The organism is Pseudomonas pharyngis, assembly GCF_021602345.1.
Lineage (GTDB): Bacteria > Pseudomonadota > Gammaproteobacteria > Pseudomonadales > Pseudomonadaceae > Aquipseudomonas > Aquipseudomonas pharyngis.
Map to the genome: position 1 here is coordinate 135,344 of NZ_BQID01000012.1, position 25,719 is coordinate 161,062.

Genomic DNA, 25,719 nt, shown 5'->3' on the forward strand with positions numbered 1-25,719 from the left:
GTCAGTCCTCTTCTTCGCGTTGCAGTTCAAACAGCAACAGCGAGCGTCCGGTGACCGAGTACTCATGACCGAACTCAAAACGCTCCTGGCCACGGATCGATGGCTGGTTGGTGTCGATCATGCACGTCCAGAAACTGCCTTCAGGCACTTCCGGCAAGGTGAAGTTGACGATGTCGTGATGGGCGTTGACCACCAGCAGCAACGTGGCGTCGCCACCCTTGCGGCGGATCCCGGTTTCCTGGGCACGGCCGTCAAGCAACATGCCCATGCAGCGATTCTGCGCGTCATGCCAGTGTTCGGTGGTCATTTCCGTGGCGTCCGGCGCAAGCCAGGTCACGTCCTTGACGCCGATGTCCTCGTTGTATTCGCCGACCAGGAACCGCCCGCGTCGCAGGATCGGATACGCCAGGCGCAACTTGATCAGGCGTTTGACGAATTTCAGCAGCGCCTTGCCGTCCTCGCTCAGGTCCCAGTTGACCCAGCCGATCTCGCTGTCCTGGCAATACGCATTGTTGTTGCCGTCCTGGGTACGAGCGAATTCGTCGCCGGCCACGATCATCGGTGTGCCCTGTGACAACAGCAGGGTGGCGAAGAAATTGCGCATCTGCCGGTGGCGCAGTGCATTGATTTCCGGATCGTCGGTAGGGCCTTCGACGCCGTGGTTCCAGGACAGGTTGTTGTTGCTGCCGTCCTGATTGTTTTCGTCGTTGGCCTCGTTGTGCTTGTCGTTGTAGGACACCAGATCATTGAGGGTGAAGCCGTCGTGGGCGGTGACGAAGTTGACCGACGAATAAGGCCGGCGACCGCGCTGGTTGAACATTTCCCCGGAGGCGGTCATGCGGCTGGCGAAGTCGGCGAGTTGGCCGTCGTCGCCTTTCCAGAAGGCACGCACGGTGTCGCGGAACTTGTCGTTCCACTCGACCCAGCCCGGCGGGAAATTGCCGACCTGATAACCGCCGGGGCCACAGTCCCAGGGCTCGGCGATCATTTTTACCTGACGCAGCACCGGATCCTGGCGGCAGGCCACGAGGAAACTGTGCCGTTCATCAAAGCCGTCGTGATAGCGACCGAGGATGGTCGCCAGGTCGAAGCGGAAGCCGTCGACGTGCATTTCACTGGCCCAGTAGCGCAGCGAGTCGGTGACCATTTGCAGCACGCACGGGTGGCTCAGGTCGAGGGTGTTACCGGTGCCGGAATCGTTGATGTAGAAGCGCTTGTCGTCCGGCATCAAGCGGTAGTACGAGGCGTTGTCGATCCCGCGCATCGACAGGGTCGGGCCTTGCTCGTTGCCTTCGGCGGTGTGGTTGTAGACCACGTCGAGAATCACTTCGAGATTGGCGTCGTGCAGGTGCGCGACCATTTCCTTGAACTCGGCAATCTTGCCGCTGGCCAGATAGCGCGGATCCGGGGCGAAGAACGCGATGCTGTTGTAGCCCCAGTAATTGGTCATGCCCTTGTGCAGCAAGTGCTGGTCATTGACGAAGGCATGGATCGGCAACAGTTCGACGGTCGACACGCCCAACTTGCGGATGTGTTCGAGCACATCGTCGACCATCAACCCGGCAAACGTGCCGCGCACATTCTCCGGCACCGAAGGGTGGCGCATGCTGATGCCGCGCACGTGGGTCTCGTAAATGATGGTCTTGTCCCACGGCACGCTGACGCGATGGTCGTGGCCCCAGGTGTGCGCCGGGTCGATAACCTTGCACTTGGGGACGAAGGGCGCGCTGTCGCGCTCGTCGAAACTGAGGTCGGCGTCCGGGTGGCCGATGGTGTAGCCGAACAGCGCTTCGGACCATTTCAATTCGCCCACCAATTGCTTGGCATAGGGGTCGATCAGCAACTTGTTGTGGTTGAAGCGGTGGCCGTTGGCTGGGTCATAGGGTCCGTAGACCCGGTAACCGTAGATCAGTCCCGGATGCGCATCGGGCAGATAGCCGTGGTAGATCTCGTCGGTGTATTCCGGCAGTTCGATGCGTTCGAGTTCGACTTCGCCGGCATCGTCGAAAATGCACAGCTCGACCCGGGTGGCGTTGGCGGAGAACAGCGCGAAGTTCACCCCCAGACCATCCCAGGTCGCGCCGAGCGGGAAGGGCAGGCCTTCACGGATGCGCGAGGGTTCGGCGTGCGCGGCGGGCTCGGCTTTCTTTGGACGGGTCATAGGTGCTCCTGCAAAAAATCGGGGGGTAGGTGTTTTTCGAGGACGAGCGAGCCCTCGGTGGCGAGCGAACCCGCCACACGGTTATTCAAATCAATGGTTCGGGGGGCGTCAGACCGCAGGCGGCTTGCGTGGCGCGCGGGGCTTTTTCTCGGTGGCTTTTTCGCCCGGAGGAATCACTTTGGCAGCACCGGCGGGCTTGGCCTTCGTCGTGGTGGCTGTCTTGGGTTTGGCAGCTGTCCCTTTGCCGTCGAGCGCTTTGCTGGTGGCGGTCTTGCCGGCGGTTTTACTGCCGGCGGCTTTTGGCGATTTTTTCGGCGCCAATGCTTCGGCTTCGGCCAGTTTGCGTGCCATCTCCCAGTGGCGGGCGTCCTGGCCCTCGGGTTTACCTTCGGATTCCCAGATCTGATAGGCGAATTCGCGGATGCGTTTATCGTCGGTACTCATCGCAATGCTCCTGAACTGAACTCATGCTGCTAGACGTGTTGGATAAGCAGATTGACCGGGAAATCCCCCAGCGCGGCGCTGACCTTCAGCTCCCTGTTTTTTGTGACTGCGGTGCTCGAAAAAAGTCCCTTCGGATTTTCGTCATAGGCGTCGAACGGTAAAACCACCCGCGTATCGCCCCAGCGCAGCGCGTCAACCATCGGCACAGCACTGTTTTCCAGCAAGGTTGCGCAACGGATCGGCACGATCACGATGATCCGGCGCTCCCCATGCTCGCGGGCAAACGCGAGCACGTTGTGCGCCTGGCTGCCCAGCACCTCGAGGGCCTGGTACGAACCCTGGCGAAACAACTCGGTGTGGTCGGCGCGCAGACGCAGCACCTCGGCGATCAATGCTTGCTTGATTCGCCCGTCGCGCCAGTTCGCCAACAGTTCCTGAACCGGCCTGGGTGCCTCCAGCGCCTGCTGCCTGGCGGCATAGTCCACTGGCCGGCGGTTGTCCGGGTCGACCATGCTGAAGTCCCAGAACTCGTTGCCTTGATACAAGTCCGGCACTCCCGGCACCGTCATGCGCAGCAAGGTTTGCGCCAGACCGTTGAGGGCGCCGGCGGCGGCGATGCTGTTGACGGTCTTGGCCAGCGCTCCGCGCAGCAGTTCGCCTTCAGGAGCCAGCAGTAATTGTTCGGTGAACGCCTGGGCTGCGTTTTCGTAGGCTTCGTTCGGCGCGCTCCAGCTGCTTTGCAGCTTGGCTTCGCGCAGGGCTTTCTGCTGCCACTGCCAGACACGTTTGGCGTAATCGGCGAAGCCCGCCTGATCGTCGTCACGCAACTCCAGCGGCCAACTGCCGAGCAGCGCCTGATAAAGGATCAGTTCGTCCGCAGACGACGGCAGCTGATCGTCATTGCGCAGCGGCCGGGCGAGGGCGCGCCACAGCTCGATCTGTTCGGCGTACCAATGGCTGCGCTCGCTGAGCACGGCCAGCCGCGCGCGGGTGTCTTCCCCGCGTTTGTGGTCGTGGGTGGCGGTGGCCAACAGATTGTCGGGAAAGCTCTCCAGACGTTGCAGGTTCACCGCGTGAAAGTCGCTGACCGGCGCACTGAACTGCTCGGTGTTGTAGCCGACGTCATTGCGCGACAGCAGCACCGCCGAACGATACAGCGCGGTGTCTTCCACCGCTTTGGCGGCGGCCGGCGAAGTGAGCTGTTGAAAGCGCACGCAGGCATGGCGCAGGATTTTGCGCGAGCGCCCACGGGGTTTGCGCCGCCATGGCTGACCACCGAGCCAACCGGCTACGGAGTCCAGCACTGGCCAATCAGCTTCGCTCAATGTCTGCCGTGCACCGTCCATGGCCTGCTGGAAAAACACCTCGTCCCGGGCCGAGCGGCCCATCGGGGTGATGTAGGTGCGATAGACCGGGAAGTGCACGATCAGCGCCTGCAACACCCGGCGGATCGAGCCGAGCGTAAGGTCGCGGGTCATCAGGTCGTCGCGTGCCACTTGCAGCAGGGCCTGGGCGACGCTTTCGCAATCGCTGGCCAGCGAGCCGTTGAGGATCTGCTGGCGCGCCAGTTGGGCTTCTTCGATGAACGCGGCGGGGCGCTCGGTACGGCGTTGCCACAAGTCACCGAGCACGTGTTCGCCGTCCGGGTCGTGTTGCAGCAGCGACAGCTGGTTCATGAATTCGTAACCGGTGCTGCCGTCCACGGCCCAGTCGGTGGGCAGGGTTTCGCCGTCGCCGAGAATCTTCTCGACGTAGATCGGCAAGTGCCGGCCCGGCGCCAGGTGATCGAGGCGGCGGCGCAGCTTGCGGCAGTAACCGCGCGGGTCGGCGAGGCCGTCGATGTGGTCGATGCGCAGGCCGTCGATCAAGCCCTCGCCGATCAACTGGAAAATCTTGCCGTGGGTGGCCTCGAACACAGCCGGACGCTCGACCCGCAAACCGCCGAGTTCGTTGATGTCGAAGAAGCGCCGCCAGTTGATGTCGTCCGCCGCCGTGCGCCAGCTCGCCAGACGATAGCTTTGCCGCTCCAGCAATTGGTGCAGGCGCTGAAAACCGTCTTCGGTCTTCGAATCGTAGTGCGTCAGGTTGCGCTCAATGGCCTGCAGAATCTGCGGGTCGCTGGCCAGTTGCTGAAGTTCTTCCTTGAGCGGAATCGCCAGCGCGCGAGCGTCGGTCTGATAACTGAGCGCGCTGAAACGTTCAGCGAGGGCCCTGAGGGCTTCGTTCGGTGTGTCAGCGGATCTGAGCAGTTCGCCGTAGTCGCCGGGGCAGATGGGGAAGTGATGCTCGTAATGCTCGACATGGAAGGTGCCACTTTCGGCGTTGAACACCAGCGGCAGAGTCGCGTCCTGCAACGCGACGCCATAGTCACTGCCGAGAAACGGCAACAGCAACTGGCCTTCCATCAATGGGTCGGGCGAGTGCCACTGAATGTCGAAGAACTCGCCGTAGGGGCTGAGCCGTCCCCATTCCAGCAGATCGAGCCACCACGGGTTGTCCCCGCCACCGACTGCCATGTGATTGGAGACGATGTCGAGGATCAGCCCCATACCGTGCTCGCGCAGGCTGGCGACCAGACGACGCAAGGCTGGCTCGCCGCCAAGTTCCGGATTGACCCGGGTCGGGTCGACCACGTCGTAGCCATGCATCGAGCCCGCACGGGCGGCGAGCAACGGCGAGGCATAAATGTGGCTGATGCCGAGTCGGGAGAAATAAGGCACCAGCGGCACCGCCTGATCAAGGGTGAAACCGCGATGAAATTGCAGGCGAACCGTGGCGCGCAGTGTCGGGATAGGCAATGCACTCATTGGTCACGCTCGGCTGCTTGAAGGCGGGCACACGCCAATAGTTCCAGGCGTCTTGCGGCGTCGACACCGTCGAGCAGTGTCTCACTGGTGGCCGGCAAGCGGCGCGACCAGTTCGGGTGGGTGTCGATGGTGCCGGGCAGGTTGGCCTGTTCGTCGAGCCCCAGCGCATCTTCCAGTGGCAATAGCACCAGCGGCGCGCGAGTGTGGCCGAGGAAACGCACAGCGGCGTCGACCACCTGATCGGCCTCGTGGGATTCCTCGCGAAAGTTCTGCGGGTCCTGGCTCAAGGCACTGCGCAGGCCTTCACGCTCGCGTTCGCGGTAACGGCGCCAGTCGATTTCGCCGTTGGCATCGACCAGCCCGAGCCGCGCGTTCCAGTCGATGTCGCGGCCATGCCACCAGCCGTTGAGCGTCGGCAGATCGTGGGTGCTGGTAGTGGCCAGTGCGTTGTCCGGCCAGTCGAGGATCGGTTTGAAATGGGTGTTGTCCTGTTCGAACAACAGCACGCGCATGCCGAGCATGGCGCGGGCGATCAGTTTCTCCCGCAGGCCGTCGGGTACGGTGCCGAGGTCTTCACCGAGCACTATCGCTTGATGACGATGGGATTCGAGGGTCAGCAGACGCAGCAAGTCGTCCACCGGGTAATACAGGTACGCACCGTCTGCCGGGGCGGAACCGTTGGGGATGACCCATAACCGTTGCAGGCCCATGACGTGGTCGATGCGCAGCCCGCCGGCGTGGGCGAAGTTGGCGCGCAGCATCTCGATAAACGCGCGAAAACCGTTGCGCACCAGGCCTTCCGGGGAAAACGCGGAAATACCCCAGCCCTGTCCGGAGCGATTGAGAATGTCCGGCGGCGCACCGACGGTCAGCGAGGCGAGCAGTTCGTCCTGAAAACTCCAGGCCTGGCTGCCGGCGCCGTCGGCACCCACCGCCAGGTCAGCGATCAGGCCGATGCCCATGCCGGCGCTGCGAGCGGCGGTCTGGGCACGTTCCAGGCAGCGGTGAATCAACCATTGGCAGAACGCGAAGTAACTGATGCGCTCGGCGTATTCCTCGGCAAATGCGCCGAGCGCTGCGCCGCGCGGGTCGTGCCAGTGTTCCGGCCATTCGCGCCAGTCGAGGCTCTCGCCACGGGCGGCGCGCATTTCCTGGATGGCTTCGAAGCGGCAGTGGTTTTCCAGCGCTTCACCGCCGGCATCGCGGAAACTGGAGAAGTCGGCATGCAGCGGGTGTTCGCCGTTGATGAAACCGTCGTACAAGGCTTGCAGGAGTTTCAATTTGGCTTCGGCCGCTTTCGGCCAGTCGACCAGTTTCAGGTCTTCCAGTTGCTTGAACTGGTCGGTCAGGCCGGCGGCGTCAATCGCATCACGCAGCGCGCGCTCGCCGAGGATGGTCCCCGGTGCGGCATACAGCGGATTGAGAAACAGCCGACTGGACGGCGAGTAAGGGCTGTAGCGCCCGGTGTCGGCGCTGAACATCGCGTGCAATGGGCTGATCGCCAGTGCATCGGCACCCCGTTCGCCGGCCACCCGGGCCAGTTCTTCCAGGGCCTGGGTATCGCCGAAACCGCCATCGCCAGGGCGACGCAAACCATAAAGCTGCACGCTCAGGCCCCAAGCGCGCGGGATCGGACTGTCCACCGCGTCGCCCACGCTGAAGCAGCGTTCCGGCGCCACGGCCAGGGTGAATTGCTGATCGGCGATGTGCACTTGCTGATAGCCGACCGGAATCTCTCCGGGCAGTATCGACTCGGCATCAAGCCGCAGGCTCAAGCGCGAGCCATCTTCAAGGTGAATCTCACAAGGGGTTTCTGGTTCGAAATAGCGCGCCAGATCCAGGCCCTTGCCGAGATCGGCAGTAAGCAGTGGCGGCAGTTGGCGATTTTCCTGTACCTGTTGCAGTTCAAGCAGGCTGGCGTCGATTTCCTGGGCAGTGCCGGCCGGGTGGCCGAGACCGATCAGCACATTGCGAAGCACGGCCGGGGCGACTTTTTGGGCTCGCCCGTTGGCGTCGATCCAGTCGACGGCAAGGCCGGCTCGGCTGGCGAGAATTTCCAGTTGCGCATCGCTCATAGGCGCTCTCCATCCAAGGGGGGCAAAGGGGTTGCGGCCGTGAGGCTGACGAGCGCGCAATACGGGGGCAGAAGGCCCTTATCCGACATCTCGGCAGCGGGGGGCTGTTGAAACAGCCACACCGCGCCGGTCCGTGGAGGGTTGACCACTGCCGTCCCGCTGAGGTTCAGGTCAATTCGCAACTCACTGCCATCGCCCAGACGCCAGCGTGCGCTGACTGCACCACGGCCCAACATTTGCGCGCCAAGGGCCTGGGTGCCGGACAGGTTCGGGATGATGTAGCGGTGACGCAATTGCAGCAGGTGACGATAGAGCTCATTCGTTGCCTGCTGGCGCGGCGTGCCATTACCGGACCGCGTTGGCCGCGAGGCGTGGAAGGTCGATTCGGCGTTGGGATCGGGAATCCGCTCGCGCTTATTCGGGTCGGTGAACGCACTGAATGCAGCGAACTCGTTGCGACGGCCTTCTCGTACCTGTTTCGCCAGTTCGCCGTGGTGGCTGGTGAAGAACAGAAACGGTTGCTCGGCGGCATATTCATCGCCCATGAACATCAGCGGAATCATCGGCGACAGCAACAGCAGCACCGTCGCCGCCTCGAGCGCGCGCGGATCGGCCAACTGATGCAGGCGCTCGCCGAAGGCACGGTTGCCGATCTGGTCATGGTTTTGCAGAAACAGTACGAAGGCAGTGGACGGCAGATGCTCGCTCGGTTCGCCGCGTGGTTCGCCGTGGCGGGTGATATGCCCCTGAAACACGAAGCCCTGGCTCAGGCAGCGGGCCAGTTGCTCGGTCGGTTGCAGAGCGTAGTCGGCGTAGTAGGCATCGGTTTCGCCCGTCAACAACACATGCAAAGCGTTATGGCCGTCGTCATTCCATTGGGCGTCGTAATTTTCTTCCAGCAGGCTCGATTGGTTGAGTTCGTTCTCGACGGTCAACCATACATGACGGGCAGGGTCGACCTGCTGGCGGACACGCTGCGCCAGTTCGGGCAGGAAGTCCTGACTTTCTATTGCATGGACGGCATCCAGGCGCAAACCGTCGAAACGGTATTCCAGCAGCCACATCAGTGCGTTTTCGACGAAGAAGTCCCGCACCTCACGACGGCGAAAGTCGATGGCCGCGCCCCACGGGGTGTGTTTGTCTTCGCGGAAAAAGCCCTTGGCGTAGCGATGCAGGTAGTTGCCGTCCGGACCGAAATGGTTGTAGACCACGTCGAGAATCACCGCCAGACCGTGGCCATGGGCGCTGTCGATCAGATGCTTGAGTTGTTCCGGAGTGCCATAGGAGGCTTGTGGCGCAAAATGAAGTACGCCGTCATACCCCCAGTTGCGATAGCCGGGGAATTGTGCGATCGGCATCAGTTCGATAGCGGTGATGCCCAGGGCGGCCAGTCGGGCCAGATCCTTTTCGACCTCATCGAATCCGCCTAGCGCACCCACATGCAACTCGTAGATCACCGCTTCATTCCACGGCCGACCTCGCCACGTTACGTGTTGCCATGGATAGGCGTGGGGATCGACCACCACGCTGTGACGGTCGATATCACCGTCCTGCGCCCTGGAGGCCGGGTCGGGCACCTCCAGTTCGCCGTCGATGTTGAAGCGGTAGCGGCTGCCGGCAGGGCAGCGGGTCTTGATGACAAACCAGCCATCGCCCTGGGGCAGCATAGGCAGCGACTGGCCGTTGCCCAGCTCGACGCTGACGTAAAACGCATCCGGCGCCCACAGCGCAAATTGTGTGTGGTCGGCATCCAGCATGATCGCGCCGTGGGGCCAGCTTTCAGGTGTCCTTGACGGCATTGTTGTAAAGCTCCCTGGTTATTTGTGGTGCGTTTTACCCAGCGACTTGGCCACCAGTTGTTCGTAGAGTTCGGCGTAGGGTTCGACCGCCTTGCACCAGTTGAATGGCGCGGCCATTGCCCGGCAGCGCATGGCGTTGAGCAGTTCGGGAAAGGCAAATACCTTGAACGCGCGGCTCAGGGCTTCGCGGTAGCTGTCGGCGGTCGATTCGTTGAACAGGAAACCGGTAACACCGTTTTCGATGGTGTCGGCCAGCCCGCCGGTGTTGCGCGCCACTGGCAACGAGCCGAAACGCTGGGCGTACATCTGGCTCAGACCGCAGGGTTCATAACGCGATGGCATCAGCAGGAAATCGCTGCCGGCGAACATCCGCCGGGCGTCGGTTTCGTTGAAGCCGATGCGCACGCCGATCTGGCCGGGGAAGCGCAGCGCCAGTTCGCGCATGGCTTGTTCTTCTTCCGGCTCGCCACGGCCGATGATTGCGATCTGGCCACCGTTCTGCACGATGTATTCCGACACCGCCTCGGTCAGGTCGAGGCCTTTTTGATAGACCAGCCGCGAGACCACGGCAAACAGCGGACCTTCCGATTGTTCCAGGCCGAACAGTTCGCGAACGTGGGCGGCATTGACCGCTTTGCCTTCCCAGTCGCCGATGGCGAACGGTGCGAACAGGTGCGGGTCGGTGGCGGCGTCCCAGCTTTCATCGATGCCGTTGGGGATGCCGCTGAGCAAACCTTGCTGGGTCTTGGCGGCGAGAAAACCGTCGAGACCGCAGCCGAAATCCGGTGTGGTGATTTCCTGCGCGTAGGTAGCGCTGACCGTGGTGATATGGCTCGAATAGGCCATGCCGGCCTTGAGGAACGACATTTTGCCGTAGAACTCCATGCCTTCCTGTTGCAGGGCATGGGCGGGAATCCCGAGTTCCGGGCACGAGCCCAGGCTGGTCACGCCTTGATAAGCGAGGTTGTGAATGGTGAACAGGGTCGGCGTGCGTTGCCCGCGCCAGTGCATATAGGCAGGCGCGAGACCGGCCGGCCAGTCGTGGGCGTGCACCAGATCCGGGCACCAGTGGATTTGCGCGAGGTTGGCGGCGATATCGGCTGCGGCCAGCCCCAGACGAGCGAAGCGAATGTGGTTGTCCGGCCAGTCGCGACCATTGTTGGCGCCATACGGGCCACCGTCACGGGCGTAGAGTTCAGGGCAGATCAAGACATAAATGACCAGACCGTCGGGCATGTCCATGCGCCCGATCTTGCAGGGTGGCAGTGCAGCGTGGCCACCCAGTTCGCCGATGATGTGGATCGGATTTTCGCTGTTCATGACCTGCGGGTAACCCGGGATCAATACCCGCACGTCATGCAGATGTGCCATCGCGCGGGGCAGGGCGGCAGAAACGTCTCCCAGACCGCCGGTTTTCACCAGATCGGCGATTTCCGAGGTCACGAACAACACTTTTTTCTTGTTGGGGTTCTGACTGGCTATCGGCGTCAGTGTCTTGGTGATCGGGACGCTGATCGATCGGCTGCCGGGAACGCTTAAAGTGCTCGATTCACCCATCGGCTGATGAGCCCGTTCTCCCTGAATTTCCAATGCCGCACTGATCATATGAATCTCCCGTCTTTTTGATCTGATTCTTGTCTTGAACATGCGATGTCCATGGCCAGGTCCTGTGGCCGGGCGCAAACACGCCACGCATGAGTGAGCAAATCGCTACCCAACACGTGCAAGCAGAATGGGTGAGGGGGCCATTGCAAGACTTGAACCAGTCGCTTTGGCCCTGCCTATCAGATGACCCGCCGCGATCTGCAAAAGTTTCGACGAATTTTTGACTTTGTGACCGGCCGGTTTTACCCCGCGAAAACCAGTCTAGGCCAGATCCTAGAGCGGGCCAGGGCAATTGGATGAATTGTTCGACAATCTGTTGCAGGCTCACGAAATCCGTGGCTTCGGGAGGGGGTGCGCCCCGACGAAGTGCATGTCTGGCGGGTTCGGTGACGCAAAATGGTGACCGACCAGTCACGATTTCGGGCGCCGGGAAAGTGCGGGCGCACTGTTGCGGTGCGGACAGTTGTGTTGGCGGGCAGGCAGCGGGTGCTGCTTCGCGGGCAGGGATTGCCCGCGAAGGCGAGGTGACTCAGTTAAGCAGGCGGATAGGTTCCCCGGCTGACCACCCTTGAATGTCTTCGATCATCTGCGAAAAGAACAACTCATAGTTCTGGCGGCTGACGTAGCCGACATGAGGCGTGGCCAGCACATTGTCGAGGGTGCGAAACGGGTGCAGTGCCGGCAGCGGTTCCTGATCGAACACGTCAAGGGCCGCACCGCCGATACGCTGTTTCTGCAAGGCTTTGATCAGCGCCGCTTCGTCGACAATCGGCCCGCGCGCCGTGTTGACCAGCAGGGCGGTCGGCTTCATCCAGTCCAGCGCTTGGGCATCGACCAGGCCCCGGCTGCGATCGCTGAGCACCAGGTGCACCGACAGCACGTCAGCCTGTTCGAACAATTGCTGCTTGCTGACATAGGTGACGCCAGCCTGTTCGGCGCGTTCGGCGGTGAGGTTTTCGCTCCAGGCGATGACGCGCATGCCGAACGCCTGACCGAACTGCGCCACCCGCTGGCCGATGCTGCCGAGCCCGAGGATGCCCAGGGTCTTGCCGTGCAGGTCGCCGCCCAGACCTTGCTGCCACTGGCCGGCGCGCAGGGCGTTGGCCTCGTTCAACAGATTGCGGCTGGCGGCCATGATCAGCGCCCAGGTCAGTTCCGGCGCTGCGTGTTTGTAGCTGTCGGTGCCGCAGACCTTGATCCCGAGGCGGGCCGCGGCCGGCAAATCCAGCGCCGCGTTACGCATGCCGCCGGTGACCAGCAGCTTCAGGGTCGGCAAGCGTTTGAGCAGGTCTTCGTCGAAGCGCGTGCGTTCGCGCATCACGCAGATCACTTCGAACCGGCCCAGACGTTCGGCCAGCGTGGCGTTGTCCGCCGGGTACTCATGAACGAAGGTGACTTCGCCGAGACTGTCGAGCACCGACCAGTCGACTGCGCCCCGCGCGACGTCCTGCCAGTCATCGATCACCGCAATCTGCACCGCCATCAGCGTTACCTCTTCAACGAACGGGATTGGTTTTGTCCAGCCAGCCGAGCAGCGCCTCGTGGAATTTCGCCGGCTCTTCCATCTGCGGGGCGTGGCCCATGCCGGGGAATTCCACCAGCGTGGACTGAGGAATCAGTTTCGCCACCTGCTTGCCCAGCACCTCGTAGTGACCGATTTTCGCCTTCACTTCGGGCGGCGCGATGTCCTTGCCGATGGCGGTGGTGTCGGAGGTGCCGATCAGCAGCAGGGTCGGCATCTTCAAATCCTTGAACTCGTAGTACACCGGCTGGGTGAAGATCATGTCGTAGATCAGCGCCGAGTTCCATGCGACCTGAGTCTTGCCCGGACCGTTACTCAGGCCGGCGAGCATGTCCACCCAGCGGTCGAATTCGGGTTTCCAGCGGCCGTCGTAATAGGTCGTGCGTTCGTAGTCGCGAATGCCCTGAGCGGTGACTTTCAATTCGCGCTGATACCACTGATCGACGCTGCGATACGGCACACCAAGGGCTTTCCAGTCTTCCAGGCCGATCGGGTTGACCAATGCCAATTGCTCGACCTGATCCGGGTATTGCAGCGCGTAACGGGTGGCGAGCATGCCGCCGGTGGAGTGGCCGAGCAGGGTGGCCTTCTGGATGCCCAGCGCCTTGAGCAATTGCTGGGTGTTGGCCGCCAGTTGCTGGAAGGTGTACTGATAATGATCGGGTTTGCTGGAGGTGCAGAAACCGATCTGATCCGGGGCGACCACCCGGTAACCGGCTTCGCTGAGGGCCTTGATCGAACTGTCCCAGGTCGCGCCGCAGAAATTCTTGCCGTGCATCAGCACCACGGTGCGCCCGTTGGCCTTGCCGTGGGCGGCGACGTCCATGTAACCCATCTGCAGCGACTTGCCCTGAGACTGAAAGGCAAAGTGCTTGAGGGTGTAGGGATACTCGAAACCCTGCAATTGCGGGCCGTATTGCGGGCCTTCGGCGTGAGCGAGCAGGGGCAGGACGGCGGTCAGCAGCAGGCCGGGCAGCCAGCGGGTCAGCGATACGGACATAGGACAACTCCACAAGAAATCGGCCGATGCTGGAACGGCCGGATTAGGGCGACGTTAAACACAGGCAATCCCCGGGCCCGATCGTTCAACCGAGCCAGCCGAGGGTGAGCATCGCCAGCACCCCGTAGCGGGCGCCTTTGGCGAGAGTGACGATCAACAGAAAACGCCCGAGAGGTTCGCGCATGACCCCGGCGATCAGCGTCAGCGGATCGCCGATGACCGGCAACCAGCTGAGCAGCAACGACCAGTGACCGTAACGCTGATAGTGAACGCGGGCTCGCTCCATATGCCTGGGGCTGATCGGAAACCAGCGCCGGTCCTGAAAGCGTTCCAGCCTGCGCCCCATCCACCAGTTCACCAGCGAACCGAGGACGTTGCCCAGCGTCGCCACGGCCAACAGCCCCCAAAGCCAATAGCGCTCGCTGACCAGCAGCCCGACCAGCACGGCTTCCGATTGCAGCGGCAACAGCGTCGCCGCACCAAACGCGGCCACAAACAGCCCGAGATAACCCGCCGTCATCAATGGGCCGGGTAATCCGCCACCACCACATCGGCACCGTCTTTCTTCAGGCCGATCACTTGATAGGCATCGCTCATGCCGTCCATTTCCATGCCCGGCGAGCCCATTGGCATGCCCGGTGCGGCAACGCCCAGCAGGTCGTCACGTTTGCTCAGGGCCAGCACCTGTTCCGCCGGAACGTGGCCTTCGACGAATTTGCCGTTGATGATCGCGGTGTGGCAGGACGCCAGACGTGGCGGAACGCCGTGTTGTTGCTTGAAGCTGCTCATGTCGCTTTCGACGTGGTCTTCGACCTTGAAGCCATTGGCTTCCAGATGACTGATCCATTTTTTGCAGCAACCGCAGTTGGCGTCGCGGTGGACTTCGATCGGGATAAGGTCGGCGGCTTGCGCCAGGGAGGAAATGAACAGGGCGCTCAGGGCGGCCAGACGCAGATGGTTTCGCATGGAGGGCTCTCGGCTCAGAGGAGGAACGGTCAAAAAAGGAAGGCATTTTGACCGGTTTTTCCTGCCGGGCATCAACGGAGTGTTTCCAAGTGATACAAGGCAGGCCTGCCAACATGATCGTAGATCAAAGCTGACAGGCCACTGAGCGCAAGATGACAAAACGGTCAGCGAACCTTGAAGCGCCCCATGATCGCACTGACCCGGCTGTTGGCTTCCAGCAACTGGCGGGTGTTGAGTTCGCTGGCCTGACCGCTTTCCACCAGCTCATCAACCATGTGGCGGATCTGCACCATGCTGCGGTTGATCTCTTCGGTGACCGCGCTCTGCTGTTCGGCGGCGGTGGCGATCTGGGTGCTGAGGCTGTTGATGTGGCTGACCGAACCGGCCATCTCGTCGAGGCCACTGTTGACTCGCGCCGTGGCATCGGCGGCCGACTGGCAGCTGGCCTGGGTGTTTTCCATGGCGCTGACCGACGAGCTCACGCCCTGGGTCAGACGGCTCAACATCTCGTTGATTTCCGAGGTGCTGGCCTGGGTGCGGGCGGCGAGGGCACGCACTTCGTCCGCCACCACTGCAAAACCGCGACCCTGTTCACCGGCCCGCGCTGCTTCGATGGCGGCGTTGAGCGCCAGCAGGTTGGTCTGGCCGGCAATGGCGCCGATCACGCCGAGGATTTCGGTGATGCGCTGGGCGTCCTGCTGCATGCTTTCGACCTTGTGGGTGGCGCTGGCCACTTCGTCGATCAACGCCACCACGCTGCTTGACGCTTCGCCAACCACCACGCGCGAGCGGTCGGCGTTTTCATTGGCGCGTTGGGTGAAGGCGGCGGTTTCAGCGGCATTTTGCGCGACGCTTTCGGCGGTCGAGCTCATTTCGTTGATCGCGGTAACCGTCTGGTCGGTTTCCGAAGCGTGGCGCAGCAGAATCTGGCTGGTGTGCGCCGAGGTGCGTTGCAGGTTGTCGAGGCTTGAGGCCATGGCGCCGGTGGCCTGGGTGACCTCGCCGATCATGTTCTGCAGGTAGGCGATGAAGGTGTTGACCGAGTGCCCGATGGCGCCGAGCTCATCTTCAGCGCGGATGGTGATGCGCCGGGTCAGGTCGGCATCGCCGCTGGACAACGAATCGATGTTGGCTTTCAGCGCTTTCATGCGCGAAACCAGTTGGCGAATCGCGTAGACCTGCAGCAGCACCAGCAGGATCACCAGCGGAATCTGCAACAGGCTCAGGCTGCTGAGCACGTCATCACGCTGGGCGGTGAGCATTTTGGTCGGCAGCGCGGTGGCGAGGAACCACGGGGTGCCTTCGATCGGGCGCATGAAGAAGGTGCTGGCTTCACCGTGGTTTTCGAATTCGACGCGCTGCGCCTGCTCGCGGTTTTGCAGCCCGGCCTTGACCTGGCTGGCGAAGGTCGAGCCACCGGCCAGTTCGCTGATGTTCTTCAGCACGATCGGCCCGCTGATGCGCGAGCTGTTGCTGATGATCTTGCCGTCGGCCTCGACGATCAGCATTTCGGCGTTGAGGTCTTTTTCCTTGCGCGCCACCAGATCGTTGAAGAAGCCCAATGTCACGTCGATGGTCGAGACGCCCCAGGCGCTGCCGTTTTTCTGGATGGCCATGGCGCAGTTGGTGCGCGGTTCGGCGCTGGCGTCATCTTTATAGGCAGCGGCCCACGCGCATTGGCCGCGCGGGGTCTGCATGCCGCCCTTGTACCAGCTCTGGTCGTAATAGTTGGGGGCTGCGTCGCTGTTCCAGAAGGTGTTTACCGCCAGTTTGCCGGAGGCGTCGCGGTGCCAGAACGTACTGAACTTGTTGCGTCCGGCCTCACGCTGGCCGGGCAACGGCCAGATGCCGCCGCCGAATACTTTGAGCTCGCCGTATTGATCCACCAGCCCCGGCAACACGGTGTCGATGGCTGCGCTGTCGAGCAGCGGGATGGTCTGGGTGATGCTGCGCTGTTGCGCCTGGACCTTGTTCAGTTCGCCCTGGATCTGCTCGGCCACTTCAGCAATGCGATTGAGCACCACCTGTTCTTCGGTATGGCGCAGCTTGGGCGCAACCAGCTGGCTGATGCCAACTACGGTCAGCACCGACAACAACAGAATGAACAGAACCAGAAACAGCGTGTAGCGAGCCTGAATGGTGCGGAATGCGGGCATGGAAACCGGTCCTTGAGCAGGGATTCTTATTGTGGGCAAGGGGAAAACAGCGCGGGTTTCCTAACGTATCGTCGCGACATCGGGAAGCTTTAGGTACTTGCGTCCTAAAAGATGCAATCCCGACCGATGGAACGTATCCGGCCTGATACACGAGAACTAACTGTCCCGAACATTAGAGCGATAAACCCACTTTCATCACATTGTCATGAACGCTCTGGTCCCGTATTTCCGAGCTGTTACCGGTTTGTATCGTGAATGTACGAAAATTGTAAAAAAGTGCAGAAAGGAGTTGGTGCCATTAGTTTGCCGGCCGATACTCCGGGCAACTCAAAAGTCGTCCAACAAGGAATTTTTCATGTTTTCCTCGCAAGGAGCCTGCACATGACTATCGGCTATACCGGTGCCTGGCAACCCAAGGCGGGTTTGCTGGTTCGAGACACAGGAAGCTCGAGCAAACCGGTTTCCCAAAGCGTGAAGGTCAAGCAGATGCTGGCTCTGGTCGGCAACGACCCCAACGCAATCAGCATCGCCGAGATGGACAAGCAGGGTCTGCACAAGAACATCAAGGGTTTCGATCCCACCAACGTTTCGGCCAAACAATTGGGCAGCCTCAGTGCAATGCTGCGCAGCCGTGGCCTGATTTCCGAAGTCACGTCCATTACTCTGCTCAACGCCGGCGACAAGTTTGATCGCTTCGGCATTCAGAAGGATCCGGAAGCCAAGTTCAATGCGCTGGAGTACTTCGCGACGCAACTGGATACCATCCAGAACAACAATCTCAAGGGCAACAAGTACGCCAATACGTTGATCCCCGAGTACAAGAAAGCCATCTATGTGCTGCAGAATCTGCAGACCTACGGTCAGGGTGGGGAACGCAAGCCTCCTACCGACAAGGGTGTCAGCGCCAAGGCGTGATCAGGCAGGCCCGCCCCGGCAACGGAGCGGGCCTCGTCGTTTACGCAGCCTTGAGTTTGCGCCGTCGCGTGTCGTCCTGCAGAACCTGCATGCGCGGGCAGTGCAATGTCAGCGGTCCTGGTTGAAATCCGCGATGAAACAACGCCAGCCATCCGGACCCTTTTTCATCGGGTGCCAGCCCGGTGAAGGTGAAGTCCATGGTCGACAACTGGCGCCAGGCACTGTCGAAACCCTGCGCGAGTCTGAGCCTGATCGAAATCAGCCAATGGTCCGGCAACTGCTGCAATTGCTTGAGCAATCCGTCGTCAAGCGCCTCCAATACGCAGTCATAGCGCCCCCAACGTTGATCCAGTTGGATGGGGTCGCCGACCCAGGGTGATGGGTTGTCCCGTGTCCCGAACATGTCGACCATCTGCTGCATGAACTCGCGGCAGCCATCCGGCCATGCGAGGCTTGGCAACGGTCGCTGGTATCCGTCGATCTGGAGATAGCCGAGCACCAACGACTCCGGCACCGGTTCGCCAAAGGGCGAAGGGGCATGATCGGGTAGCAGCCCAGTGTTGTGAAACCCCAGACGGGCGGCCATCCGTTGCGTGTAGAGATGATGGGTCATCTGCTTGATCGTCACGCCGTGGCATCCGAGCGCCTGGGCATGAACCAGCAATTGCCGGCTCAGTCGGGTGGCCACGTTCTGGCCACGGCTCTGCGGATCAACCACGCTCAATGCGAGTTCGGCAATGCGCGACTCCTTGTCGCGAATCAATGCCGCGTGCCCCAGAATTTTCCCCTCCGACACCGCCACCAATGAATGCCAGCGACCGCCGACATGGTTCTGCGTAATCATGCGCGGCAGGTAAACATGGGGCTGAGCGTATTGGTTGCCGTAGACCTTTCTGAACAGTTGGCTGACGGCACGGGCGTCGCTGTTACGGTAACTGCGCAGGATCAGGGTTTCCATCAACGGTCCTCCCGGTGCAGATTGTCGTATACCCGCAGATCGACTACACGCTGCTGTTTACCTGACCGAGGATGGCGTGACAGTGACTGAATCGTGCAGCGCCGGATCTGCAATTCGAGCAAATGCCCGGTGCTCAACTCTTCGATCAATGGATAGGCTTCGATCAACGCACGGTGCAGTAACCGGTCTGCCTGCTCAGCCATCGCAGATAGGGCATCCGGTACCCAGCGCAGGCACAGAATATCCCTTGTGCCTTCCTGTTCGATCACCAGTTGCCAGTCTTCACTGCCGGTAATCCGCTGTACGGTTTGGCCGATGGCCTGAGGCAGGAGGGTCAGTATGCCGACACGAACCCGCTGACTGTCGGCACAGCGTCCCATCAAGGCGAATTTGCGCCGGGGAACATTACCGGGCTCTCGCCAACAGGCGCGATCGCCGACCGGATAGCGAATCAAGGGCATCAAGCGACGGGTCATGTTGGTCACCACCAGTCGTCCCACCCGGTTGCACCCGTCAATCACCTCTCCGGTTTCTTCGTCGAGAATCTCCAGCACGCTATGGTTGTCCGCCGCATGATGTTCGCCCAACGCGCAATCCCGTTGACTGGCGCCGATGAAACCGGCGTCGACACTGGCATAGCCGAGAGACGCAATGCGCGCACCGGGAAAGACACGCCCCAATCGTCGCAGTTGTGCCGGAAAGAGACTTTCCCCGGCGTAGAGCAGGGTTTTCACGCCCTCGAGTACCCGCCCGTGCTGTTCCAGCCAGGCCGCGAAGGTCAGCAAATGGGCGGGCAGTCCGGCCAGCACATTGATCCGGTGTCGGGCGATGGCATCGGCGAGGATGAGCGAGTCGACATGACCGGTGAACGGAAATTCGACAATGTCCGTTTCCACCTGTGCCAGCGCATCGTGGGTGAAGATGAAACTGGCGTAGAGGTCGCCAGCGAAAAACAGGTTGGCGATGCGGTCGCCCGCGCTCAACTGCCCGCCGAGACTGCGACCGAAGTCCGCTACCAGTGTTTGCCATTCCTTGCGCTGAAAAACCGAAAATTTGCCGGTGCTGGTGGTTCCTCCTGTCTTGAATACCAGTGCGTTTTCCAGAGAACCGGTCAGTACAGGCCAGTGGTCGAGATCCTGGCTGCCTTCCCAGTAGGCCGCAGGATCGATCACCGGTAATTCAGCCAGCGCAGTGATGTGCTCGGGCACATCAGCGAAGTGTCTTGCATAAAAGCTCGAATGGCGGCGTGCGAACGCCACGAGCTCGTTCAACTCAATCCTTGTGTTCATGTTGCATTCCTTGTATGTCAGTGGGCGGGACCTCGCTGCGGTTGTCGATCACCTGCGGCGTCTTTCCGCTGTGTTTGTTTCGGGCGAATTGATCGATCGCACAACGTTCCGCCTCCACCGTGAGCAGTCCGGTGCGGATGAGGGTCGCCAGGGTCGGGTAGTCCTGCAGGCGGCGGTGGACGTCGAGGGCGGACAGGGAACTGCGAAACCGCATACGTTCCAGCCCGTCGGGTGCGTGCTCCAGGACCAGCTGGAACTCGACCTGCAGATGCCGAGCCAGTGTTTCCAGACAGATAAAGTCCGTGCCGATGCGCAGCAGCCGGCCGTGACGTTGCAGCAGCTCGAAGCGTGGAGCCGGCAGCCCGCATGGACACCGGCCGGGTATCCAGCGGCCGCTGTCGCCAAGGTCGTATCGCTGAACGTCCTGGCCTTGTCGTTCTATCGAGGTGAACACCAGACGGCCGATTTCATCGCCATTCACCGGCTGATCGGCTTCAAACGCGACGATTTCCAGGTGTTGAATAGCGCTCATCAGATGGAATACGCCATCAGACGTTGCCGGGCAGGCATGGCCGAGTGGTCCGGCGTCGACGCTGCCGTAAATGGCCGAACGGATCAGCCTGACGCCGCAACTGCGCATCAACGCACGGCTCTGTTCGCCGGGATGCTCACCGCCGAGAAAGACCTTTTCGATGCCGCCATAGTCACGTAATCGTGACTGCTCGTTTAGAAACAGGCGATGCAGGGTGCTCGGCATGCCGACCAGTGTGGTGACGCGTTGTTCGATGATCAAACGGGCGATTTCGCGGTAATCGTCATCGGCGGGCGCGCCCATCGGCAGATGAGTGACACCCAGTAGCTCCAGCACTTTGGAAAAGCTGAAGAAGCCGCCATACAGCCCGCCACTGAAGAACAGGTTCATCACGCGGTCGCGGGCCGGGTCGAGGCCAGCCGCAAACAGGCCATCGGCGGCGGCACGCATTTGCCGATCAAAATCGCGGTAACTGAAACCCGACAACACCGGAACGCCGCTGCTGCCCCCGGAGCGGAAGTACAGGCGGGCCGCCGGATTGATCGGGCGGGTGACAAACGTTTCCTTGTTCATGATCGAGCGAGCTGCGATGCACGGCGGTGCCGGTAGCGGATCAAGCGTGGCACAGGTAGACAGCGTCGCAACCGGCAGGCTGACCGACACCCGCCGACTCAGGCGCTGCAAGGCATAGACGCCGTCGTGGGGTTCACCCTCGTAACCTTCGTGAATCGATTCAACGGGGGCGATTCGCGTGACGCCTGCTGCGATCAGCATCTGCGAAAGTTCTGCTGTCTCGTGTTCGGAGCAGATCAGGGCGCAGCTTTGCAGCATGTTTCGCCAAGGCATGAGCGCCTCGATGACTTGCGTTCGTGGCAGTGGTTTGAGCAGCACACTGCGAAACAGCGGCGAGGGCGCGAGTTGCTGGTCATGCGTCCAGATCACCCGCCAGCCCGGTGCTTTCCAGACATGTCCGGGTGGCCCGACAAAACTCTGGGTCAACTGCGCGATCGCCGTGTCTGTGGTGATTTGCGACGCCTCTTGAAGTGACGGCATCAAGGCTGGCCAGTGCTGGGCCCGACGTTCCAACGCCTTTGCCAGGCCCGCGCCGATGATGCGCAGAACAGCTTCGTCATCGCTGTCCACCAGCAGCCATTGCGGGCTGGAACAGGCCTGTTGGTCGAGGCGACAGACTTCATCCGCCACCGCGTCCAGCGCCTCTGGCGAGGCGGTCTCGGGAGTCAGGTAAACAAAACTGATCCGATGACCCCAGTCGATCCAGCGACAGCCGGCCGGGATCTGTCGGCGGATGGATTGAAGCGCCGATTCGCCGCCCCAGGCTGAAATGCCGTTGGCGCGTTCGCAGAGTTGGCCGATTTGCTCGGTCGTTGCTGGTATGACCGCGACGTGTCCTGCGATCTGGCCGGTGGCGTCGCACTGAGTCAGCGCATGGAGCAAGCGAGCGGTCAGGCCCTGGTCACTGCTGCTGGGACGCAGCCAGTTGACGTTGCCGGCCAGCAGGCTTTCGATCACGGCGCAGAAGGCCAGCAGCGGCGCATTGCCAGGGGTGATGTGCACCACCAGACCCAGCGGGCTCCAGCGTTCGAAGTGCGACTCGCGATAGTCGATGCGGCGCAAGGCATCCGCTTGATCCCCCAGCTCACGTTGCAGTTTGTGCTGCAGGGCATCAGGCTGGCAGAACTCAATCAGGGATTGACGGTGTTCAGGTTCAAGAGGCAGATCCGGATCGTGCAGTCGGGTGGAGAAAACCGCGACCGCATCGAGGACTGTCCCACGCTGGAGTGCCGTGCCCAGTCGCTGTGGCAGGTCCAGATGAAGTTGCTCCAGTGCGGCGTCGAGCCGGTAGTCGGGGTGAAGCTGTCCATTGATCAGATACATGTCAATGCCTCCCCAGCAGTTCAGCGGCGGCCAGGGCGCAGCTTCTGCCGGCCGTGGTCGCGGCGCGGCCATGCAGTTCGAACCAGTCTGCAGATAGACCGCAGCCACAGCTGGCGCCTGGATGCAGGGTGGCCAGATCGCTCATGACCACGGCGTGGGCCGGACTCGATGAAATGTAGGGCGAGACGAAACTCAGCAAGCCTTGACGGCCATACGGCAGAACCGTGAAGTCGGACGGATTGCGCACGAAGACCTGCGAATAGACGGGCACATGGAAATGATGATGAGCACATTCAAGGTAAGGCACCGGATGCTCGACCGCGCCGTAACCGTCACGGCAGCGAGAGACCTCAAGGCCCAGTTGTCGGTGCATGCGCTCGTACAGTTGCTGATGGGGAATCTCCTGCGCGGCATGGGTTTTCCAGCCACCCCCGAAGAGCGCCAGCGAGTCCGGTGTCAGTTGCAGTTCGCGAACGCCGGTGGCCCGCATGCGTTCAAGGGTCTGCCAGAGAAAGGCGGGAAAGCCGAGAATCCGTACGGGCAAGCCTTCTTCGGCGAAGGATTGCAGGGCAACAATGACGCCGAAACTGTCGAACTCGTGGCCGCCGCCGGTACGGCGCAGGGCATAGGCCACTCGATTGACGGGGGCGAACCGACACAGGAACTGGTCAGTAAAGGAGGTTCCCAGGCTGATCGTGCCCTCCGGCTCATAGCTTAAAAGCAAGTAGTTGCACGGGGTTTGCGGGTTGTTCCAGCCATAATGGTGAAAGATGCGTTCGACCATGTACTGAGCGGCGCCCAGGCTGCGTTCGTCGTAACGCATGCGACTTTTCTGACCGCTGGTGCCTGAGGATGTCAGCTCCAACGCGTGGGTACCGGTGGGGCTGAGCAATAGGTGCTGCTTGAAAAAACTGGCGAAAATCGGCGGTAGACGCGACCAGTCGTCGAGTCTGTCCAGATTGTCCACGGTCAGCCCGTTGGCGTTCAGCCAGCGTTCGTAGCCCGGGGTATGCAGGCTGTGGAAACGGCTGATCTCGACCATGGCCTGATCGAACAGCCCGTCCGGCACGGAGTCCGGGCAATAGGGTTGCGTCAACGCGCAGAGCTTGTCGCTGTGGGGGAAATGGAACATCAGACGTCCTTATCGTTATGGTGAACGGTCGGCCTTGCCGCAGCAGGCAAAAACCGGTTGAGCAGGGGCAGGCACAGCAGGCCGCCGACCGCGGCCCACAGTGCAAAGAAATCGAGGCGAAGGCCGCCGCCGATGGCGGCAATCAACGATCCACCGGCACCCATTACGGCAATCGAAATCATGCCGATCGCGGCCGAGACCAGTCCTTTGCTGTCATCGCTGCAAAACAGCGCCAGCCGATACAGGGCTGCGTTGCTCATGCCCAGCCCTACGGCGTACAGCGCGAGGCCGGCAATCAGTGCGGTGAGGGAGAGGCCTGTCATGGCCACGGCCACCAGGGTCAGCAGACCCAGGCAGTACGGCCACAGTGCCAGGCGAATCAATTGCGGCAGTGCACGTGTGGGCAGCAACCGGTCGAGAATCAGATTGCCGAGAATGACGGCTGAAAAAACCGGTATCTGCCACAGCGCATATTCCCGCGTTGTCAGCCCCAGTGACTGGATCAGCAACAGCGGAGCAAGACCGATCCAGGCGATCAGCGGCAGGCTCATCAGGCCAAGTGCAACGCAGGTCCCGAGAAAGTTCTTGTTGCGCGACAACGCAAGGTATCGAGCACCGATCTGGCGAAGGGAAAAGGCTATAGGCGCTTGCTGAGTGCCATCACGACGGACCACTCCGATGGTTTCGGGCATGCAGGCGTACAGTCCGGTCCATGCAAGTACGGCAACCAGGGCCAGGCCGAGAAACAGTTCGCGCCAGCTGAGCCATTCAAGTAACAGACTGCCCAGCAGGGGGCCGATCAGCGGCGAAAGCAGTGCAACATTGCCCAGCAGCGCCATTAGGCGCACCGCATCGGCTTCGCAGAATACTTCCTGAAGCGCGGGATAGCTGACAGCCACCACAAACCCCAGCCCCATGCCCTGGATCAGCCTTAATGCGTTGAAAACTTCAATACCGGGCGTAAAGACTGTCGCTGCACACGTTGCACCGAACAGTGCGCAACCGGCCAGCAACAGCGGGCGTCGGCCGAACCGGTCGGCAAGCGGTCCGATCAGCCATTGCAGGCACACTCCACCGATCAGGTAGAGATTGAAAGCGTTGGGGATATGACGGGCATCGGCTTCAAGATCCCGAGTGACGGTGAGCATCGCCGGCATGACCATGTCGCTGGCCATGTAGGTCAGCCATTCGAACAGCATGATGGCGAGGCAGAAACCGAGCGCCTGCCGCGGCGAGAGATTGATGAGAGTTCTTTGCATACGCTTCCACGAGATTCGAGAGAGAGCGCAAAGGGTAGAGGCGGGGTCAGACTGTTCCTACGTCATTGCTGTGACGCTCTATGACGGGGGGTTGCGTGATGTTGCACAAGTCGGGATGCCTACTCGCAAGCGCGAATTGCCTGACAAGATAATGAATAGAGTCTTAAGAAAAATGCCCACATTCCTGTGGGCATTTCGGCTGACACTAAATCAGTTGTTGCATTTGAATGAATGGACGCTGGCATCCTTCTCGCGGCATGACTTAACGATGGTCGTAGTAGCCCGGACCTTGCGGCGCGTAGTGGCGATGATCGCCATGCCAGCCGCCGTGGGGGAAAATGATGCAGCCGCTCAGGGTGAGCAGTGCAAGGACAGGAATCAGCCAGGTGATTCGACGCAGCATTTCAAAGATCCTCATGGTTAAAGCCGCCTGAAGCCAAAGCTCTTCATCGGCTGTAACATGAGACCCCGTTTGCAGCGGCATATCCCCGTGAAAGGGTATGCGCATGGCATCAACGCCGATACAAACCCGATACATTCCAACGGTTCAGGAACCTGTAATGACCCAGAAGCAACGCTTGAAATATTCGATTCTGATCGCCCTCGCCGTACTGCTGATCATGCTTGGCCTGTCCTGGCTGCAAAACGCCGGCAAGCTCAGCGAGCAAACATTTCAGTACATAGCCATCGGTGTGGCGGTGGTGGTTGTGGTGATCAACGGCGTGATGCGCCGCAAGGTCAAGCCCTGACGGCATCTGCCGGGCGCTTCAATCGTGGTTGAGCACGGCGGCAGCCTGGGGATGGAGGCTGTAGCTCTTGTCGTCGTTGAACGTGATGACACCTTCGGCGCACAGGCGCTTGAGTACTTCACGCACGCTGAGAAAGGACAAGGGAATGTCCAGATCCAGCAACTGGCTGTGAACACCACGCACACCCAGACGACGGTCGTCCTCGGCGGCGACCAGCAGGGTGTCGATGACTTTGAGGCGAATCAGGCTGGTGCGCAGGCCGAAGCTTTTAAGCAGCATACGGATGCGATCATTGCCGTGACGCTCGACCCGTTGCCCGAATACGTCGGCGTGTGAACCCATGGGCGCTCCTTGTGGGGGCTGGCTACCTTCCGATGGTAGGGGTGGGTTGTACATGCGATTACTCCTTTCAGAGCCTGATCAGGAAAGGTTTTTCGTGCTCTCTCTAAACAAG

20 protein-coding genes are annotated in these 25,719 nt (G+C 61.2%); 2 read left to right on the forward strand and 18 right to left on the reverse strand.

The window, feature by feature from the left end; all coding sequences use genetic code 11:
* Window position 1: 1 nt before the first annotated feature.
* From glgX to L6D74_RS30350, 11 genes are all read right to left on the reverse strand, one after another.
* On the reverse strand, window positions 2–2,161 hold the full coding sequence (gene glgX, locus L6D74_RS22965) for a glycogen debranching protein GlgX (protein WP_236190509.1): 2,160 nt from the start codon (window positions 2,159–2,161) through the stop codon (window positions 2–4).
* A 108-nt stretch (window positions 2,162–2,269) separates the two neighbouring features.
* Complete coding sequence (locus tag L6D74_RS22970) at window positions 2,270–2,605, reverse strand: DUF2934 domain-containing protein (RefSeq protein ID WP_085611710.1); 336 nt, start codon at window positions 2,603–2,605, stop codon at window positions 2,270–2,272.
* Window positions 2,606–2,634: 29 nt separating this feature from the next.
* A complete protein-coding gene (locus L6D74_RS22975) occupies window positions 2,635–5,412 on the reverse strand; it encodes a malto-oligosyltrehalose synthase (protein ID WP_236190510.1) in 2,778 nt (925 codons plus the stop codon).
* Window positions 5,409–7,487, reverse strand: coding sequence for a 4-alpha-glucanotransferase (gene malQ, locus L6D74_RS22980; protein WP_236190511.1), 2,079 nt, complete (start codon window positions 7,485–7,487; stop codon window positions 5,409–5,411). Before malQ ends, L6D74_RS22975 begins: the two co-directional genes overlap by 4 nt.
* Window positions 7,484–9,286 (reverse strand): malto-oligosyltrehalose trehalohydrolase, encoded by a 1,803-nt coding sequence (gene treZ / locus L6D74_RS22985; RefSeq protein ID WP_236190522.1) that lies wholly within the window; start codon window positions 9,284–9,286, stop codon window positions 7,484–7,486. Before treZ ends, malQ begins: the two co-directional genes overlap by 4 nt.
* Window positions 9,287–9,304: 18 nt before the next feature.
* Window positions 9,305–10,891 (reverse strand): glycogen synthase GlgA, encoded by a 1,587-nt coding sequence (gene glgA / locus L6D74_RS22990; RefSeq protein ID WP_039768136.1) that lies wholly within the window; start codon window positions 10,889–10,891, stop codon window positions 9,305–9,307.
* A 529-nt stretch (window positions 10,892–11,420) separates the two neighbouring features.
* Window positions 11,421–12,374 carry a D-2-hydroxyacid dehydrogenase family protein gene (locus L6D74_RS22995; RefSeq protein WP_236190523.1) on the reverse strand — a complete coding sequence of 318 codons (954 nt, stop codon included), beginning with the start codon at window positions 12,372–12,374 and terminating at the stop codon, window positions 11,421–11,423.
* 13 nt (window positions 12,375–12,387) lie between these two features.
* Window positions 12,388–13,413 carry an alpha/beta fold hydrolase gene (locus L6D74_RS23000; protein WP_236190526.1) on the reverse strand — a complete coding sequence of 342 codons (1,026 nt, stop codon included), beginning with the start codon at window positions 13,411–13,413 and terminating at the stop codon, window positions 12,388–12,390.
* Window positions 13,414–13,498: 85 nt separating this feature from the next.
* The gene (locus tag L6D74_RS23005) at window positions 13,499–13,933 is read right to left on the reverse strand and encodes a YqaA family protein (RefSeq protein ID WP_236190528.1); all 435 of its coding nucleotides are present in this window, start codon (window positions 13,931–13,933) and stop codon (window positions 13,499–13,501) included.
* The gene (locus L6D74_RS23010; protein ID WP_007957572.1) at window positions 13,933–14,379 is read right to left on the reverse strand and encodes a DUF411 domain-containing protein; all 447 of its coding nucleotides are present in this window, start codon (window positions 14,377–14,379) and stop codon (window positions 13,933–13,935) included. Before L6D74_RS23010 ends, L6D74_RS23005 begins: the two co-directional genes overlap by 1 nt.
* A gap of 164 nt (window positions 14,380–14,543) precedes the next feature.
* Complete coding sequence (locus L6D74_RS30350; RefSeq protein ID WP_236190529.1) at window positions 14,544–16,535, reverse strand: methyl-accepting chemotaxis protein; 1,992 nt, start codon at window positions 16,533–16,535, stop codon at window positions 14,544–14,546.
* A 381-nt stretch (window positions 16,536–16,916) separates the two neighbouring features.
* Here L6D74_RS30350 and L6D74_RS23020 point away from each other — a divergent pair, with 381 nt between their 5' ends.
* A complete protein-coding gene (locus L6D74_RS23020; protein WP_236190532.1) occupies window positions 16,917–17,450 on the forward strand; it encodes a hypothetical protein in 534 nt (177 codons plus the stop codon).
* A 40-nt stretch (window positions 17,451–17,490) separates the two neighbouring features.
* On the opposite strand, the gene L6D74_RS23025 is transcribed toward L6D74_RS23020, so the two are convergent.
* The 6 genes from L6D74_RS23025 to L6D74_RS23050 all read right to left on the reverse strand — a co-directional run bounded on the left by L6D74_RS23025 (window position 17,491) and on the right by L6D74_RS23050 (window position 24,919).
* Window positions 17,491–18,408, reverse strand: coding sequence for a GNAT family N-acetyltransferase (locus L6D74_RS23025; RefSeq protein ID WP_236190534.1), 918 nt, complete (start codon window positions 18,406–18,408; stop codon window positions 17,491–17,493).
* A complete protein-coding gene (locus tag L6D74_RS23030) occupies window positions 18,408–19,697 on the reverse strand; it encodes a phenylacetate--CoA ligase family protein (RefSeq protein ID WP_236190536.1) in 1,290 nt (429 codons plus the stop codon). Before L6D74_RS23030 ends, L6D74_RS23025 begins: the two co-directional genes overlap by 1 nt.
* Window positions 19,681–22,125 (reverse strand): aldehyde dehydrogenase family protein, encoded by a 2,445-nt coding sequence (locus L6D74_RS23035; RefSeq protein ID WP_236190537.1) that lies wholly within the window; start codon window positions 22,123–22,125, stop codon window positions 19,681–19,683. Before L6D74_RS23035 ends, L6D74_RS23030 begins: the two co-directional genes overlap by 17 nt.
* A 1-nt stretch (window position 22,126) precedes the next feature.
* Entirely contained in the window at window positions 22,127–23,257 is a 1,131-nt protein-coding gene (locus L6D74_RS23040; protein ID WP_236190539.1) for a LuxE/PaaK family acyltransferase, read from the reverse strand.
* Window positions 23,257–24,516 carry an MFS transporter gene (locus L6D74_RS23045; protein WP_236190541.1) on the reverse strand — a complete coding sequence of 420 codons (1,260 nt, stop codon included), beginning with the start codon at window positions 24,514–24,516 and terminating at the stop codon, window positions 23,257–23,259. The genes L6D74_RS23040 and L6D74_RS23045 overlap by 1 nt, the downstream gene beginning before the upstream one ends.
* A 262-nt stretch (window positions 24,517–24,778) precedes the next feature.
* Window positions 24,779–24,919: a hypothetical protein gene (locus tag L6D74_RS23050; protein WP_178076145.1), complete on the reverse strand. Its 141-nt coding sequence runs from the start codon at window positions 24,917–24,919 to the stop codon at window positions 24,779–24,781.
* A 157-nt stretch (window positions 24,920–25,076) separates the two neighbouring features.
* On the opposite strand from L6D74_RS23050, the gene L6D74_RS23055 reads away from it, so the two are divergent.
* Window positions 25,077–25,265 carry a hypothetical protein gene (locus L6D74_RS23055; RefSeq protein ID WP_039768149.1) on the forward strand — a complete coding sequence of 63 codons (189 nt, stop codon included), beginning with the start codon at window positions 25,077–25,079 and terminating at the stop codon, window positions 25,263–25,265.
* A gap of 18 nt (window positions 25,266–25,283) precedes the next feature.
* On the opposite strand, the gene L6D74_RS23060 is transcribed toward L6D74_RS23055, so the two are convergent.
* A complete protein-coding gene (locus tag L6D74_RS23060) occupies window positions 25,284–25,661 on the reverse strand; it encodes a fe2+ zn2+ uptake regulation protein (RefSeq protein WP_236190542.1) in 378 nt (125 codons plus the stop codon).
* Window positions 25,662–25,719 lie beyond the last annotated feature (58 nt).

Bases quoted from the DNA above. Each gene is read 5' to 3' on its own strand.
- malQ (WP_236190511.1), bottom strand. From the start codon at position 7,487: ATGAGCGATGCGCAACTGGAAATTCTCGCCAGCCGAGCCGGCCTTGCC.
- L6D74_RS23035 (WP_236190537.1), bottom strand. From the start codon at position 22,125: ATGTATCTGATCAATGGACAGCTTCACCCCGACTACCGGCTCGACGCC.
- L6D74_RS23000 (WP_236190526.1), bottom strand. From the start codon at position 13,413: ATGTCCGTATCGCTGACCCGCTGGCTGCCCGGCCTGCTGCTGACCGCC.
- L6D74_RS23020 (WP_236190532.1), top strand. From the start codon at position 16,917: ATGACTATCGGCTATACCGGTGCCTGGCAACCCAAGGCGGGTTTGCTG.
- L6D74_RS23060 (WP_236190542.1), bottom strand. From the start codon at position 25,661: ATGTACAACCCACCCCTACCATCGGAAGGTAGCCAGCCCCCACAAGGA.
- L6D74_RS23030 (WP_236190536.1), bottom strand. From the start codon at position 19,697: ATGAACACAAGGATTGAGTTGAACGAGCTCGTGGCGTTCGCACGCCGC.
- L6D74_RS23050 (WP_178076145.1), bottom strand. From the start codon at position 24,919: ATGCTGCGTCGAATCACCTGGCTGATTCCTGTCCTTGCACTGCTCACC.
- L6D74_RS23045 (WP_236190541.1), bottom strand. From the start codon at position 24,516: ATGCAAAGAACTCTCATCAATCTCTCGCCGCGGCAGGCGCTCGGTTTC.
- L6D74_RS23055 (WP_039768149.1), top strand. From the start codon at position 25,077: ATGACCCAGAAGCAACGCTTGAAATATTCGATTCTGATCGCCCTCGCC.
- L6D74_RS30350 (WP_236190529.1), bottom strand. From the start codon at position 16,535: ATGCCCGCATTCCGCACCATTCAGGCTCGCTACACGCTGTTTCTGGTT.
- L6D74_RS22970 (WP_085611710.1), bottom strand. From the start codon at position 2,605: ATGAGTACCGACGATAAACGCATCCGCGAATTCGCCTATCAGATCTGG.
- L6D74_RS23040 (WP_236190539.1), bottom strand. From the start codon at position 23,257: ATGTTCCATTTCCCCCACAGCGACAAGCTCTGCGCGTTGACGCAACCC.
- L6D74_RS23005 (WP_236190528.1), bottom strand. From the start codon at position 13,933: ATGACGGCGGGTTATCTCGGGCTGTTTGTGGCCGCGTTTGGTGCGGCG.
- treZ (WP_236190522.1), bottom strand. From the start codon at position 9,286: ATGCCGTCAAGGACACCTGAAAGCTGGCCCCACGGCGCGATCATGCTG.
- L6D74_RS22975 (WP_236190510.1), bottom strand. From the start codon at position 5,412: ATGAGTGCATTGCCTATCCCGACACTGCGCGCCACGGTTCGCCTGCAA.
- glgA (WP_039768136.1), bottom strand. From the start codon at position 10,891: ATGATCAGTGCGGCATTGGAAATTCAGGGAGAACGGGCTCATCAGCCG.
- glgX (WP_236190509.1), bottom strand. From the start codon at position 2,161: ATGACCCGTCCAAAGAAAGCCGAGCCCGCCGCGCACGCCGAACCCTCG.
- L6D74_RS23025 (WP_236190534.1), bottom strand. From the start codon at position 18,408: ATGGAAACCCTGATCCTGCGCAGTTACCGTAACAGCGACGCCCGTGCC.
- L6D74_RS23010 (WP_007957572.1), bottom strand. From the start codon at position 14,379: ATGCGAAACCATCTGCGTCTGGCCGCCCTGAGCGCCCTGTTCATTTCC.
- L6D74_RS22995 (WP_236190523.1), bottom strand. From the start codon at position 12,374: ATGGCGGTGCAGATTGCGGTGATCGATGACTGGCAGGACGTCGCGCGG.